This is a genomic window from Paenibacillus sp. F411 (assembly GCF_017582705.1).
Classification (GTDB): Bacteria; Bacillota; Bacilli; order Paenibacillales; family Paenibacillaceae; genus Paenibacillus_AQ; species Paenibacillus_AQ algicola.
The window spans coordinates 87,029-100,279 of record NZ_JAGFIP010000015.1 but is presented as its reverse complement, the minus strand read 5'-3'; the positions used below and the strand labels follow the sequence as shown (position 1 = coordinate 100,279).

The window sequence follows — 13,251 nt, the reverse complement described above, 5'->3', positions numbered from 1 at the left end:
GTTGCTGTATACCTTCCAACTGGCTTGGCGGAGAATTATGCGCTCCAAGACCAAAACGCTGCTATCGGCTTTTCAATTGGGCATGGCTTTGACGCTTTTCGTTACCGTGCTCACCATATACCTTGGTGTGGAACATAGTATCCGGATGTACAAGCATGCATTTGGTTCGGATTTATACACCATTAATGTCCATGGCAGAGCGACCTCAGAAAGCGGCAGGCAGCCGTTTCAGTTCAGCAGTGAGCTGATGACACAGCTGCAGAGCGTAGATAAGATCAAGGTTTACATAGGCAGCTTTGAAGCAGGGCAAGACGGCAAGACAATACTATTATTAAGCGAAGAGCTTTACAAAACAGTAGTATCAGACAAAGGGATCCAATGGGATCTATTATCGAGGCTGGGCTATCGTTATTTATCGGAGAGCACTGAAGTGACTTCACTCCCGCCGAATCATTCCTCAAGTGTCACTTATGCCTGGATCCAAGGGGAGGTAAACCCTGAAACCAAGCGTACATTACTTCAAATTCTGGGACAGCATGGGGGAGACTTGTACTTCCATCTGGAAAATGTCCTGGGTGCAAGCCAGGAAAGTCTCAATACCGCGAAAGGACTTTCGTTAGTGTTCCTGATCTTTACGATATCGATTATGGTATGCTTCGCCATCGGTCATCTGGGAGCCGTGTTATTAGACTACTTGCGAAACAAAAGTAATTGGGCGATTCATCTGCTGTTGGGAGCCTCCAGAACACATATTATACTGAGCTACAATCTGCAGTTTATGATGATGTCTCTGCCTATACTACTATGTTCAACCATATTGTCATCCTTCGTTGTCTATTACTATGAGCCTGATTATGTACAGCAGCTGCCCTGGACCGTTCTAGCTGCTCTGCTGGTATTGACATGCATGACGTTGTTATCTGTCCTGCCATTCTTCAAATTTAAAAATACTCCACTGATCAGCCATCTATCGTGAAGCCGAGAATAAGGAGGTCTGCTTATGTTAACCCTCTCTCATATATGCAAGTCCTATATTCATACCAGCAATCCAAAGAGCTCCTTGAAGGTACTGGAGGACATTACACTAGAAATTCAGTCAGGCGATTATATTGCGATTCTAGGTACTTCTGGAGTGGGAAAATCTACACTGCTTCATATTATCGGCTTGCTGGACAAGCCGGATCGCGGGAGCATTTGGCTTCATGATCAGGCTGTTGACACTTTATCTAATAAAGAGTATACCAAGGTAAGGAATGAAATGATCGGCTTCGTGTTCCAGGATTTCAAGCTTATTACGGATATGACCGTTTTTGAAAATGTAGAGATCCCGTTGATTTATGCCAACAAGCTGAATAAGCACCAGCGGAGGCAGCGGATTATGGATGTATTGGAGCAGTTACAAATATCGGATAAAGAGCGGGTGTTCCCGAGTGAGCTTTCCGGAGGACAAAAGCAGCGGGTGGCCATTGCAAGAGCACTGGTCAATAAGCCGAAGCTGCTCATTGCGGATGAGCCTACAGGAAATTTAGATTCTGACATAACCCATGAAATTCTGGAGCTTCTCCAAAGACTGCATCAGGAGGAGAAGCTGACCCTTGTAATCGTTACCCACGACATAGAGGTGGCTGAGCGGGCCAATAAAGTGTATCGTTTAAGTGAAACAGGATTAAACCTATTGTAGAAAGCAGGATTGTGTACATGTCAGATTTAAGCAAGCAGCGTTACCGGTTTAGTGAAGCACCTATATGGAATGTGCAGCGACAGTATTATGAAGAGAAAGGCACGGAGGCCTGGAGAAATGACCAGGTTCCTCAATATGTAACGAGCAATCCGATGATTGCCGGAGCCTATGCAGAGATGATTCTGGGATTCCTTCAGGATCGGATGAATCAGGAAGACGGTGCGGACTCCGTAGTGTACATTGTGGAGCTTGGCGCCGGCGCCGGACGCCTGGCTTATCATGTGCTGCAGGAATTAGGTGAGCTCCGGGATTATGCGGGAATGGAGCTGCCTCCCTTCCAGTATATTATGACAGATCTGCCCATGAGTAATGTGGTGGCTTGGAGGGAGCATCCCGCCTTGCAGTCTTTTATTACTGAGGGAATTCTGGATTTTGCGCGCTTTGATGCTGTCCGGGATACCGAGCTGAACCTGATTGTATCGGGAGCTACCCTGCATCCGGGGGATGTGAAGCAGCCGTTAATTATAATCGGAAACTACTTCTTTGACAGCATCCCGCAAGAGCTGATTTATGTTGGCGATGGGAGCATCTATGAAGCGGATGTGTATATTGAAGCGCCTGTACAGTCAGCGAATTCCTTGCGTCCTTCCGAGTGGCTGGATCAAATCACGCTGAGCTATGAGCACCGGCGGGAACCGAAGTACGAGCATCTTTCTTACCCGTACCGCAGTACGATTGCGTTGTATCAGGAGGAGCTGGAGGACTCGCATATTTTATTTCCTGCTGCCGGACTGGATTGTTTAGAGCGTTTATCCCGGTTATCGGAGCAAGGCTTTTTGCTCATAACGGCTGATAAAGGAGATCATCTCCTTGATAGCTGGAAATTTGCAGAGCCGCCCATTTTGACATTGCATGGCAGCTTTTCTTTGACGGCGAACTACCACGCGTTTCAGCATGTGTTTGAGGAGAGAGGAGGAGAAGCATTATTTCCCTCTCAGCACTACAAGAATCTAAATGTAGGCTGTATTCTCAGCCTGAACAATCCCAAGCAGTACGCACATACGCGTTTAGCATACCGTCGAAGCATTGAACGCTTTGGTCCGGATGAGTTTTTCAGTCTGAAGGAATGGGTGGATGTCCGTCTGGATCATATGGGCTTACAGCAGATCTTCAGCTTCTGGCGTCTAGGAGGCTATGACACAGAGTTTTTCGTGCAGAGCACCAAACGGCTCTCCGAGCTGTTGCCGGACGCGAACGATGAGGAGAAGCAGGATTTGCTGAGCGGCATTGAACGCATGTGGTCCTCCTACTACGTTCTGGCACAGCGCTACGATGTAGCACTGGATGCGGGATTGATCCTGTTTGAGATGGAACTGTATGAGCACTCCAAGCGCTATCTGGAGATATCCGTCCAGCAGCGCTATGATGAGGTTCCATCCACCGTCTATTATTGCCTGGCGATCTGCTGCTTTGAGCTGGATCTGATGGAGGAGGCAGTGCAGTATTTGCGGGAATTGTTAGAGCTGGAGCCGGATCACGAGGAGGCTTTGGCCTTGCTTGACCATTTCGAGCCATCGACCGATCTGAGTATGTAACAAGCATAGATTCATCCTTACATAGCCGTTTGAAGCTTCGAGGCCGAAGCTCCAAACGGCTATGTGTTTACCCTGACCTTCACCTGGAAAAGCATGACCTCCCCCCATACTCACCGGTACAGCCATACCCCGCGGTTGTGCTATCCCCCGCGGTCCCGCCACATCAACCAGCCGGGCAATCCTGTTGACGCGATCCCTGCTAACATATATTATGGATACTAGCTATCTATAATAGTCATCGACGTAACACGGAAAGGAGAAGACCCTTGCAGTTTTCCAAAAGCACAGACTATGCCTTGCATGCCTTAATCCACCTGGGACTTTCCGGGAAAAGTCAGAATGTAGGGATCAAGGCCCTGTCCAGCACGCTGGGCGTCTCCGAAAGCTATCTGTCCAAGATTATGTCCAAGCTGAGGCAGGATGGCATCATTCGTGCGGTCCCCGGAGTGAATGGCGGATATGAGCTGGCGAGGCCGGCAGAACAGATTTCCTTTCTGGATGTCATTCTGGTGATCGAAGGACGGCAGCAGCTGTTTGAATGCTCGAACTCCAGATCCCAGCAGCACCAATTACTAGTGGGGCAGGAGCCGGGTGCAGCCACGGAGGATGTCCAGTGTCGCCACAAACCGAAGGTATGCCTGGTTGAGAAAGTCATGCTCGGCGCCGAACAGCAGCTGTACCAGTATTTGCAGGAGCATACCATCCAGTCGGTTCTGGATGAGGCACTGACTTCCTGCAGCCCGCAAGAAGACAAGAAGTAATGAGCTTCTTGCGCTTTAATTATGGATATTATAGATCTATATTGGAGGTTAGAGAAAAATGAAGAATATTCACGTGGATGTTGTTGTGATTGGCGGCGGTCCGGCCGGAATGAACGCGGCTCTCGTGCTGGGTAGGGCAAGGAAAGAGGTTGCACTTATCGATGCAGAACGCCCTCGGAATGCGGTAACTTCCCGGATGCATGGCTTTCTAACCCGTGACGGCGTTGCGCCGAGCGAATTTCGCAGAATGGCCAGAGAAGAGCTGGGCGCCTATCCTTCGGTATCCATTTACGGGGAAAGCGTAACGTCAATCTCTGGGGCAGACGGCGCGTTCCAGCTTCAATCATCGGAAGGCACAGTATTCAAATGCAAAAAAATACTGTTCGCTGTAGGAATGAAGGACTCTCCGCTGCACATTCCAGGACTTGCGGAGGTGTACGGAAAAAGCGCCTTTGTCTGCCCCTACTGTGATGGATGGGAATTGAGAGACCAGCCGCTCGTTATTATTCAGAAAGGGAAGGAGCTGCTGCATTTTGCTCCTGTGATCGCAGGATGGACAGATCGTTTCTCGGTCTGCACGAACGGACCGGATGAGCTGACAGATGCCGAGCGAGAGGAGCTGAAGAGAAAAGGGGTGCCGCTGTTTGATTCGCCAATCCGGAGGATTGAATCCCGTGACGGCCTTGTGCAGGAGGTGGTGCTGGAAGACGGAACGGCCGTGGCATGCCGGGGGATCTTTTTCAAGCCTCAGCTGATGACAGGCTCGGATTTACCGCAAAGCATCGGGTGCGAGATGACGGAGGCCGGAGCGGTCGTAGTTAATGAGCTCGGCAAAACGAGCCTTCCCGGGGTGTTTAGTGCCGGCGATGCCGCATCCCCGTTCCATCAGACCATTGCTGCCGCATCGTCAGGATCTCTGGCCGCGGTGATCCTCAATAATGAACTGAATATGGAGGCTTGGAGGAGAGAGGCATGAACCATTTTTACGGTGATGCTATGTGGGGAAAGCCTGGAAAGTTGAGAGTGACGTCAAGCTGGATAGCATGCGCGTAAAGGGAATGAATCGGGCACCGTTACGGTTCAGGAGGGGGGACGCTACGGCAAGGTGCTGATCTCTCTTCAGGATCAGCGAATGCCCATGCTCCCGTAAATGAAGAACCATTGCCTATGCCCAAGCATACGGTATAGCACCACTTTTGAATGATGAGAGGGTGTGACCGGGGTGGTAGGTATTTCATTAACGGGCATTCATTATGTATATCTGGCGTTTATCGTGTTCATTCTGACGCTAATGATCCGGCGGCGGGATACAACAATGATTTGTGTGGCGGGATTATTTGCTCTGGGATTCTTGGCAGCCGAGACGCTGGTTGGATCGGTGTCCGGGGTATTTCATTCGTTCATCTATGCTACCAAGGAGCTAATGGGCACCATTATGATCATTTCCATCATTGTGGCCATGAGCCGGGTGCTGATCCGCACGGGCATCCATGAGACGATGGTGGCTCCGCTGACGAGCTTCATCAAGACCCCGGCGATGGCTTTCTGGGGGATTGGTCTGATTATGATGCTGACCTCCTTTTTCTTCTGGCCGTCTCCGGCAGTCGCCCTGATTGGAGCGGTGGTGCTTCCGGTAGCAGCCCGTGTTGGCCTGCCTGCGCTAGGAGCGGCCGTAGCGATGAATTTGTTCGGCCACGGGATTGCATTGTCCGGTGACTACATCATCCAGGGCGCGCCGAAGCTGACGGCAGATGCTGCGGGACTCCCGGTGTCCAGTGTCATTCAGGCAAGCGTACCGCTGGTCATCATTATGGGGCTGGTGACTACGAGCGTAGCCTTCTGGATGATGCGGCGGGATCTGAAGAACGGCACCTGGCGGGATGGGCTGGTAGCGGAGCCGTCAGCAGCCGGGGCGCTTCGCGGCAGTGATCAGGATGAGGGAGCCCCGCCCGTGCTCACGCGAAATCTCCGGCGCGCTCTGGCTGTGATCATTCCGCTGCTGTTTGTGGCCGATGTCGCCGCAATGTTCATGCTTCGGCTCCAGGGCGGGGATGCGACTGCGCTGGTGGGCGGGACGGCCGTCTTCATTCTGGTCGGGGTCACGCTGCTGGCACATCGGAACCAGGGTCTGGAAAAGGTAACGTCTTATATGATTGACGGGCTGGTATTCGGCTTCAAGGTGTTCGGCCCTGTTATCCCGATCGCGGCGTTCTTCTATCTTGGCGATGCGGCCCTGACGGAGCTGTATGGCGCCGTCCTGCCGGAAGGCTCGCAGGGCATTGTCAACGATCTGGGCATGGCCTTGGCCGGCGTTGTACCGCTGAACGGTGCCGTCGGTGCAGTGACGCTGACGATCACCGGAGTCATCACCGGGCTGGACGGCTCCGGCTTCTCCGGCATTTCCCTCGCGGGATCTATTGCCCAGCTCTTTGCTGCAGCTACAGGATCAGATGCAGCAACCTTAACGGCACTGGGCCAGGTGGCCGCGATCTGGGTGGGCGGCGGTACGCTCGTGCCATGGGCATTGATCCCTGCGGCCGCCATTTGCGGAGTCAGTCCGTTTGAGCTGGCGCGCCGGAATCTCAAGCCGGTGCTGATCGGGCTGCTGGTGACAACAGCCGCCGCGATTTTTCTCATCTGAGCAGGTTCTGAACAGGAAGAGCCGGAGCAGGCCTGCTCCGGCTCTTGGTTGATCCAGCTTATTTGCTGCCCGCTTGATAGACGAGAGGATTAAGGGGGCTGGCAGCGAGGTCGCCAGGAGCCAGTCCGGGCAGCCATTTGTTCAAATCGCTCTCTTGCGCCTTACTCTCCGGGTTGGCGATCACCGTACCGTCAGCTACATAAATGATCGTCATCACTTTACGCATCTGGTCTGTCGAGTTACCGGGAGCGCTATGGATCGTCCACCCCGCGTGGAAGGTCGCATCTCCGGCAGCCATCGCCCCGTAGTTGACCTGCGGAATGTGCTTGGCCTCAATGAACTGACCCAGTGTAGTGTGGGACTCATCGGAAATTTCCTTGCGGCTCACATAGCCCAGCTTGTGGCTTCCTGAAGCAAATGTCATCGTACCGACCTCTTGCGGAACCGGAACGAGAGGCATCCACATGGTAATGGTATTTGCCGTATCCAAAGGCCAGTAGATCTGGTCCTGGTGCCACGGCGTATGACCGCCTCCTTGAACATATCCACCTGCCAGTATTTTTCATACAAATATTCCCCAATAATAAACTAAAACGGCATCCTCTGCCGCGGGGGTGCCTTTTGGCGTTCGTCTTATTCATCAGTCCAGTCCAGGAAGGGGATCGACAAGACCGCGTCTAAAGGATTGTCTTCACATGAGTCGTTATATTTTGTTTCGATTCGCCTATATTCTATAGCGAAGCCATGAGCCCAACTTTTTGATTAGCGTAGTAGTCAACTTTTTCATTGACATTCACAACTATTTTAATATATTTTAATTTTAAATGTAAATAAATAGAGTTAGAGGGTGATAATGTATTATATCTGCTTAAGCTTTTTTACAACTGTAAGTGATAATGGCAAAGTATGAAGTTGCACCAGTGTCTATACATAATAGTTTAATACTAAAGTTTTAACTTGTAGATATGCACATCACTAAATAAGTCGAGGAGTGATACTTTTGAAGAAAATGATCGGATTATTGTTGGTTATGGTATTAGTTATGCCTATTAATGCTTTTGCCGCTGAAGTAAATAATATGTCACCTAAAGTGGAAGCCCCAGAGGACTTTGCATTACTTAATGAATATAACTTAATAGAGGGTCAATATGTTTGTGTAGACGATACTCAGGCCGTTGTATCAGTTAATCAAATTGATCCTCTTGCTACTTGTTCTGGAAGTGGAGGATATGCTCGTATAAATTCTGCTTTCGGTCCAGGAGGTGCAATCAGTTGGGAGGTTAACCCACGGTTCTCTACTCTTCACACGTTTTCAGGTGCTATTGTGGTGTATAAGTATTATGGAGTACTTCCTGTACTAAATGATACTATACCCGTAAGTTGTACTGGAGCATTAGGTGGAGCCTGTGGAGATGATTATGTTCCATTGGGTTTGAGTAGTGGATCATATAGTATTAGTTTGACTGGTACAGCGAGAGATGCTTCTGGACTATTTTCGTGGGTAGTTCCACCATGCGAAATAGGATTGAGTATTTAATATGACACTTTCACGTCATCATAAGCAATTAAATATTTCAAATATACTTCCAATGGATTTGAATTTTCTATTATTTATTGAGAGCGTTTATACTTGCTTTCATGAAGAAAAGGACGTTTTTCCAGGGAAACATTTTAATTTAAATGAATCTGAATTACTTCAATCTGATAGCTTTGCAGAAATTCTTAACATGTGTTGGGATGAGAGTATAGTTGACTTAAAACAGCAACAAAAAACTGGGAATCCTCATAGTTCGATTCATTTCAAACAATGTTATTCAAAACTATTCAGAGATAATACAGGATCTGATACATCTGAAATGGTGTGGGATGCTTTCTCTTTGTGGTGGTGGTCCGAGTATGGAATTAAGGCTTATATGGAAAACTATACGGATCTATTTATTCCAAAAATTTCTGATCAGATCTGGGAAGAACTTTACAAGAAAAACATTGGGGTTAGTGAAGGAAACTCTCTATACCTAATTTTATTATTCAAACAACCTGAAAAAGTGTTTCCAAAGAATACAAGTAGGCTATTCTTTACAAGCATAAATAAATTTGTCACCAGAAAAGAATTAATAGTCAAAGAGATAGTTCAATTATTTGATTAGTTTTATGTATTACAAAAGCCCTAATCCTATGATTAGGGCTTTAAATTTATTATTTAATTCCGATTTCATGACGTATTCAAGCTGCAATACGGCATGTCGCCGCATCAATATTTACTCCATATGCGCATCCAGCACGCTTGCGAGCTGCTGCGGCAGTCTGATTGGACCCAGGAGGAAATCGCGGCATATTGCGGATTCTCCAGCGTCCATCATTTTTCCAAAATGTTCAAATCCCGCATGGGCCTCTCGCCCGGAAAGTATCGCAGGCAAGGCTCATCTCCGCACCTGTAATGCACTCATTAAACGCTCGCTTCAAGCTACCGGATCTGTGTTAAATCCGGCAAAAATCGTCTGCGTTCCCGTTACAGTGTCGGTCCAGGTGCCGATATAGCCGTAGGGAGGGACGCTTTTGATGTCGATATAATCTCCAATGAGCGGAACCGGGGTAGGGCTGCCTTCGTTGGGGTTGAAGGATTGAGCGGTGACCCGCTGATTGGTAAACGTATTGCCGCCGTCAATGGAACGCGCAGTAAATACATCCAGGTCAAAGCCATCGATCCGGTTTGAGTAATAAATGACATTCACGACACCGACTAACGGATCCACATCCAATGCCGGAAAAAAGCTCTGGGAATTGGCAGGTGCCCCGGTGATCGAAACCGGTGGAGACCAGCTCTGCCCCTGATCGGTAGATTTCGAGAAGAAAATATCCGAATAGCCCAAGCGGAAATCCTGCCAGACGGCATACAGGTTGCCGGAGGTCGAAAGCGTTGTAATATCTGCTGCAATATTAGGAAAGGTCAGTACGCGGAATCCGTATCCGGGGACCGGCAGCACGATCGGCACCAGATCCACGGGGGAGATCACGACGGACGGCTCAAAGGTCTGCCCCCCATCCAGAGATCTCCTTAGAAAAAAGGTAGGCGAGGGAGGATTCGTCGTAATCCATGTTGCAAACACACTGCCGGTCTGGCTTACGGTAATATCAGGACGTTCTACGACATCGCTGGGGCTGGACAGCAGCACTGGCTGCTCCCAGGTTACCCCCTGATCGAGAGAACGCTGAAAGAAAGCGACCGATCGGGCATTGGCCTCAATGTTGAACTGGCGGTTATAAGCAGCATAGAAATTGCCGATAAAAGGGCTGGCCGTCGCATTGTCCACCTCAATCGCCGGCTCATCATTATTGATGTACAGCCCATAGCCCGGCGCTACGGTGACCGGAGGAGAAAAGGTGACTCCGTTATCTGTAGAACGGTAGACCACCGTCGTGCCGCTGAAAGCGCCGGGAAACGCGTGCACCGCGATGACGAAGGTAGAAGGGAACGCATAGGCGACAAATGGCGCCTCGGAACCGGTGAAGCCATCTGGTAAAGGCAGAACCTGCACATTCCAGGTGCCGCCGCCGTCAAACGAGGTATACGCCCCGACCAAGGGGATATTGCCTTCAAAATAAACGGAGGTCGCCACCATATTGTTAACACTGAGCAAATTGACAGCAATCGTAGGCTCGAAGCGGGGCGGGCCGCCCGGAGTCACTTGAAAATTAAATATGGTCATGGATCCAGCACCTTTCTGTTAGGGTGGTCTTTTTCTCCGCGGCGCTTTCGGGACAGCACCTTATGCATGGAATTAAAATGACGGACATAATGCGCAGCCGAGAATCGCTGGTGCATCAATGCCTCGGCGCTATCTACAATGAGGCTTCGAAGAACAGCATTCTCCATCATCAACAGAGCAGAACGTTGCGCCTGCTTGATATTCCCCATCTCGTAGAACAGTCCGGTTTTGCCGGGATAGAGAAAGGCTCTGATGCCATCGGAATCTGTAGCCAGCACAGGGCATCGGCAGAGCATCGCTTCAGCTACTGCATATCCGAACCCTTCCGTGATGGATGTCGAGCACAGCAAACCGCCGGAGTCGCCAATGATGGATAAATAGTCGGCCATAATCTCATGCGGGACGTTGGAGTACTGAATCAATGCTTCGGACAGCTGCAGTTCCGCCACCATCTGCTGAAACGCCGCCTGCTCTTGGGGATGAAACAGGGTATCATCGCCGAACATCCATAGATACATATCCGGATACCGCTGCTTCAAGGCCGCGCCGAGCTTCAGAAAATCTCTCCAGTTCTTGTTCTTCTCAATTCGCCCGATCCATCCCAGAATAGGAAAGGGCTTAGGCGGATAAGGAATGTAATGAAAGCGCTCGGTATCGAGCGGGTTGTCAAAGCAGAAGTGCAGCTTACCGGGAAAGAGCTCCTTCATCATATTTTGAATATGAGAGGTTCGGGGATAGAGCAGCGCCGTTGCATAAGCTTCAATGCGGGCTTGATAATCCACCAGAATTTCCCGGGCCGTTTCCACGGTGCCGAGTCCCTGGATTTCATAAATGAGATGGCCAGTATAGCCCCATTGATGCATCCATTCCATTAATTGAATATCGGAACAGATGACAATGGTATCGTAATGCTCCCGGCGGATTAGAGCTTGAATCTGCTCCGGATTAGACAGAATGAAGGTCTTAATGCCCTTGATGTTCTTTCGTCCCTCTCCATCATGGGTGTACAACAAATGGCATTCGATGCCGTGCTGCATTAAGGCTTTGCAACGCACCCGATTCAAGGTTTCCATGCCGCCGCTGGGATTGAAAAAGGTAAAGAGCACCTTCATAGCAAGCCCTCCTGTCGTTGTGACATCATGTACGTCTTCAGCCGGGCCCGAAGCGAGTCGGTCCGAAACAGCTCGTGCTGGATCGCACGAAACTGAAACGGCACACCCGGATAGCGGTAATCGACATCGGAATGAGTGCTGTTGTAGTAATTAGATTCCACCTCGGCCGGAGCTTTGAGCAGCTGCTTCGTGAGCACCTCCAGATCAGTGACTGCAGCAAAAGGCTCAGTGCCGATCATCATGGCGAAGGGAGTCTCGATCATCTGTGCTGCATAATAGACTGCCTGATCTTCTCGTTCCCCCGGCAGCCACATGAATTTGGTCAGTGGATGCGGAATATTGGATAGAGCGGCGGATACACTTTCATCTGGACTTAAATCCAGAATGGCCGTGACGTAATTGCTGAAGCTTTGATCATACAAATTCTCGATTCTTGCCACGTCCACAGGACTGACGGTGGACAGGGGGTAGATAACCGTGAGGGCATGCGGAATGCCTTGGCGCACTCGTGCCTGATGGCGTGCCAGATGGTACGTATATCTCCACTGGCGATGCCGGGCTTCGTCCTTCAGGGAGGCGGATACACTGAAGGTGGAGTCAACGCGGTAGTCCATCAGCTCTACAGGCAAATAGCGGATATCACAATGCTCGGTCAGACGCAGCCAATATTCATAATCCTCTACAGGTACCATATGATATCCGTCAATAAGCTTCGCATATTGAGCCTTGTACATGAAGGACACGCCGATGATACAGGCATCCAGCAGCTTGTCTTTAGCGCTGGATTGATACTTGCGCTGGGCTGCCAGCTGATATTCACTGTGCAAGGGCGTCCCCTCATTCGATATGGACTGAAAGGAGGAGTATACCAGACCCAGCTCCTCCGGTCCCTCTGACAGCCGCTGACGAAGCCGCTGCAGGAAATCGGGATAATAAATATTGTCGCTGGAGACCCAGGTTACATATCGAATGTCCGGAAAGGTGAACAGCTCCTCGAAGCCCTTGTTCAGGGCTGCAGCAACTCCTCGGTTCTCCGGCTGCGGCAGAAGAACGAAACGGTCGTCTTCACCGATATATTCCCGGACAAGCGGCTCCATCTCCGGAGCCCCGTCTATGACTACGATCACGATAAAATGCTCGTAGCGCTGGCTGCGAAGGGAGTCTATAGCCGCTCGTAGAAATTCGGGCTCTTGCTTGTATAATGGCATCACAACACCTACGTCGATCATGCAAGCCACCTCTTTTTTTATACATTCAGTTACAGCACAGTATACGGCAGCCACAGGAAGATGCCTGTGCGAATCGTCTCTTCATGAGAAAGAGAGCAGGATGCTCTGCAGCTGCCTGCTCTCTTTGAGGTGAATCCTAGACCGGGATCGACAAGCTGTTGGTTGGAGTCAGCTCGGACTGCAGCACCCGCTGGTCTGTAACGAGATTTCCGAACTCATCGATGCCATAGCTGGACATCACGACTTGGCTGAACGGTGATGTGATACTGTATTGAACCTCATAAGAGACATTGCCGGCAATGAAGAACTGGCGGATGTTTGCTGAATTGGCGGGCAGTGTAAAGCCGGTGACGTACAGGGGAGTCAGAATCAGCGTGGACTCCGGAACGCCAAACACGACAACTACAATGGAGGCACTGGAAGAGCCGAGGTTTCTGGAGTTAACGATCAGGTTCGTAGCCGCAGTTCCGGTTGCCCGGGTATTGGTAATTAAGCTGGTTGTAAAGGTCGCCATGGTACAGACCT

Annotated in this window: 13 protein-coding genes and 1 pseudogene; 9 read left to right on the top strand and 5 right to left on the bottom strand. The window is 50.1% G+C overall.

The window, feature by feature from the left end; genetic code table 11:
* Position 1: 1 nt before the first annotated feature.
* The 6 genes from JJQ72_RS15430 to JJQ72_RS15405 all read left to right on the top strand — a co-directional run bounded on the left by JJQ72_RS15430 (position 2) and on the right by JJQ72_RS15405 (position 6,678).
* Positions 2–976: an ABC transporter permease gene (locus JJQ72_RS15430; RefSeq protein ID WP_208204225.1), complete on the top strand. Its 975-nt coding sequence runs from the start codon at positions 2–4 to the stop codon at positions 974–976.
* A gap of 24 nt (positions 977–1,000) precedes the next feature.
* Complete coding sequence (locus tag JJQ72_RS15425; protein WP_243896123.1) at positions 1,001–1,681, top strand: ABC transporter ATP-binding protein; 681 nt, start codon at positions 1,001–1,003, stop codon at positions 1,679–1,681.
* A 17-nt stretch (positions 1,682–1,698) separates the two neighbouring features.
* Complete coding sequence (locus JJQ72_RS15420) at positions 1,699–3,276, top strand: SAM-dependent methyltransferase (RefSeq protein ID WP_208204224.1); 1,578 nt, start codon at positions 1,699–1,701, stop codon at positions 3,274–3,276.
* Positions 3,277–3,542: 266 nt separating this feature from the next.
* Positions 3,543–4,037, top strand: coding sequence for an RrF2 family transcriptional regulator (locus tag JJQ72_RS15415; protein WP_138224360.1), 495 nt, complete (start codon positions 3,543–3,545; stop codon positions 4,035–4,037).
* A 58-nt stretch (positions 4,038–4,095) separates the two neighbouring features.
* Positions 4,096–5,013 carry an NAD(P)/FAD-dependent oxidoreductase gene (locus tag JJQ72_RS15410; protein ID WP_208204223.1) on the top strand — a complete coding sequence of 306 codons (918 nt, stop codon included), beginning with the start codon at positions 4,096–4,098 and terminating at the stop codon, positions 5,011–5,013.
* 246 nt (positions 5,014–5,259) lie between these two features.
* The gene (locus JJQ72_RS15405; RefSeq protein ID WP_208204221.1) at positions 5,260–6,678 is read left to right on the top strand and encodes a hypothetical protein; all 1,419 of its coding nucleotides are present in this window, start codon (positions 5,260–5,262) and stop codon (positions 6,676–6,678) included.
* Between the two features lie 58 nt (positions 6,679–6,736).
* On the opposite strand, the gene JJQ72_RS15400 is transcribed toward JJQ72_RS15405, so the two are convergent.
* Positions 6,737–7,234 carry a phytanoyl-CoA dioxygenase family protein gene (locus JJQ72_RS15400; RefSeq protein WP_279591732.1) on the bottom strand — a complete coding sequence of 166 codons (498 nt, stop codon included), beginning with the start codon at positions 7,232–7,234 and terminating at the stop codon, positions 6,737–6,739.
* 444 nt (positions 7,235–7,678) lie between these two features.
* Between JJQ72_RS15400 and JJQ72_RS15395 the strand changes: the two genes are divergently transcribed.
* The 3 genes and pseudogenes from JJQ72_RS15395 to JJQ72_RS20895 form a co-directional block, all read left to right on the top strand.
* On the top strand, positions 7,679–8,215 hold the full coding sequence (locus JJQ72_RS15395) for a hypothetical protein (protein WP_208204220.1): 537 nt from the start codon (positions 7,679–7,681) through the stop codon (positions 8,213–8,215).
* Between the two features lies 1 nt (position 8,216).
* The gene (locus tag JJQ72_RS15390; protein ID WP_208204219.1) at positions 8,217–8,825 is read left to right on the top strand and encodes a hypothetical protein; all 609 of its coding nucleotides are present in this window, start codon (positions 8,217–8,219) and stop codon (positions 8,823–8,825) included.
* Between the two features lie 72 nt (positions 8,826–8,897).
* Positions 8,898–9,116, top strand: a pseudogene (locus tag JJQ72_RS20895) (helix-turn-helix domain-containing protein); the annotation flags it as partial.
* Between the two features lie 21 nt (positions 9,117–9,137).
* Here the strand turns inward: JJQ72_RS20895 and JJQ72_RS15380 are convergent.
* The 4 genes from JJQ72_RS15380 to JJQ72_RS15365 form a co-directional block, all read right to left on the bottom strand.
* A complete protein-coding gene (locus JJQ72_RS15380; RefSeq protein WP_208204218.1) occupies positions 9,138–10,385 on the bottom strand; it encodes a sialidase family protein in 1,248 nt (415 codons plus the stop codon).
* Complete coding sequence (locus JJQ72_RS15375) at positions 10,382–11,497, bottom strand: glycosyltransferase family 4 protein (protein WP_208204217.1); 1,116 nt, start codon at positions 11,495–11,497, stop codon at positions 10,382–10,384. Before JJQ72_RS15375 ends, JJQ72_RS15380 begins: the two co-directional genes overlap by 4 nt.
* Positions 11,494–12,726 (bottom strand): glycosyltransferase family 2 protein, encoded by a 1,233-nt coding sequence (locus JJQ72_RS15370; protein WP_208204216.1) that lies wholly within the window; start codon positions 12,724–12,726, stop codon positions 11,494–11,496. The genes JJQ72_RS15375 and JJQ72_RS15370 overlap by 4 nt, the downstream gene beginning before the upstream one ends.
* A 136-nt stretch (positions 12,727–12,862) precedes the next feature.
* Positions 12,863–13,240, bottom strand: a complete 378-nt coding sequence (locus tag JJQ72_RS15365; RefSeq protein WP_138224377.1) for a hypothetical protein — start codon at positions 13,238–13,240, stop codon at positions 12,863–12,865.
* Positions 13,241–13,251 lie beyond the last annotated feature (11 nt).